Annotated in this window: 1 protein-coding gene; it reads left to right on the top strand. The window is 61.7% G+C overall.

The window, feature by feature from the left end; all coding sequences use genetic code 11:
* Positions 1-165: 165 nt before the first annotated feature.
* Positions 166-1479, top strand: a complete 1314-nt coding sequence (locus FXB38_RS42105) for an IS4 family transposase (protein ID WP_148756718.1) — start codon at positions 166-168, stop codon at positions 1477-1479.

Genomic DNA, 1479 nt, shown 5'->3' with positions numbered 1-1479 from the left:
CTAGTTTGAGCACAGATCTTTCTTCGATTTTTCAAGCAATTGGGACTTGAGTCGGAGGAATCTGCTGTGATTCTTTGTCCGCCATCGTGATTCGCATCATCGGGCGGTGGCGGAAATGAATCTGGGACATTTTGGCGACGCGCGTCTTAAAAAAACGGCGCGCGGTTGTTGCAGCGCGTGTCGGATCGGCAGACGATCTGCCTGCGTCAGCTTGGCGACACGCGCGCCGAGCAGGTCGCATTCCGCCGGTTTGTGGTGAACGACCGGGTCACGGTCTCGAAGATGGTGCTGCACCAGAGAGCGCGGGTAGCCGAGGCCTGCGCCGGTCGTCATGTGCTGGTGATCCAGGATACCAGCGAAATCAATTATGAGAGCCAGCGCGGACGCAAACGCGGCCTTGGCACCGTTGGCAATGGCCGCGATGTCGGGTTGTTCGTGCATCCGATGCTGGCGGTTGATGCCGAGCATGGACATTGCCTCGGTCTGCTCGATGTCCAGGTCTGGCGGCGCTTCAAATCCAAGAGCAAGGATTATCGCAAGCAGCCGATCGAGGAAAAGGAGTCCTACCGCTGGCTCAAAGGGCCTCAGCGGGCCAAGGCGGCACTGGGCAAGGCCGCCCAGGTCACGGTGATCGATGACCGCGAAGGCGATATCTATGAGAAATGGGCTCGTCTGCCGGACCGGCGCACCCAGCTTCTGACGCGCGCCTGCCGCGACCGCGCGATGGTCGACGGCGGGACGCTGTTTGCGGCCATGGCGGAGCTGCCCGAAAAGCACAGCTACTCGCTCGATCTGCCCGCGCGGCCTGGCAAGAAGCGTCAGGCGCGGCAGGCCTGCCTGACCGTGCGCTTCGGGCGCGTCCAAATCCGCCGTCCGCAATCCTGTTCCGACCGGGATGCCCCGGAGGAAATTGAACTGTCAGCGATCGAGGTCATCGAGCGCGATCCGCCTGCCAAGGAAACGCCGGTCCACTGGCGCTTGCTGACCACCCACGCCGTCGATACCGTCGCACAGGCACTGACTGTCATCGGCTGGTATCGGCAGCGCTGGCACATCGAGCAGCTGTTCCGGACCGTGAAGAGCCAGGGACTGAAGATCGAAGAGAGCGTCGCCGAAGACGGCGAGGCTCTCGAAAAGCTCGCCGTCATTGCATTGATCGGCGCAACGACCAGCATGCAGCTCGTGCTCGCACGCGCAGCCTCACACCATGACCAGCCCGCCAGTCACGCCTTCGACGACAGACAGATCGAAGTCCTCGAAGCGCTCCAGGGCAAACTTCAAGGTCGCACCATCAAGCAGCAGAACCCATATCCGCCCCAAAGCCTTGCGTGGGCCGCCTGGACAATCGCCCGCCTCGGCGGCTGGACCGGCTATGAAAGCGAACGATCCACAGGGCCAATCACAATGTCCCGCGGCCTCACACGCTTTAACGCTATCGCCGAAGGCTACTTCCTCGATGAAGATCTGTGCTCAAACTAG

The sequence above is a fragment of the Bradyrhizobium cytisi genome (assembly GCF_008123515.1).
In the GTDB taxonomy this organism is placed as follows: Bacteria; Pseudomonadota; Alphaproteobacteria; order Rhizobiales; family Xanthobacteraceae; genus Bradyrhizobium; species Bradyrhizobium cytisi.
Note: the sequence above shows the minus strand (reverse complement) of the source record. Positions and strands in the feature narration are given on the sequence as shown.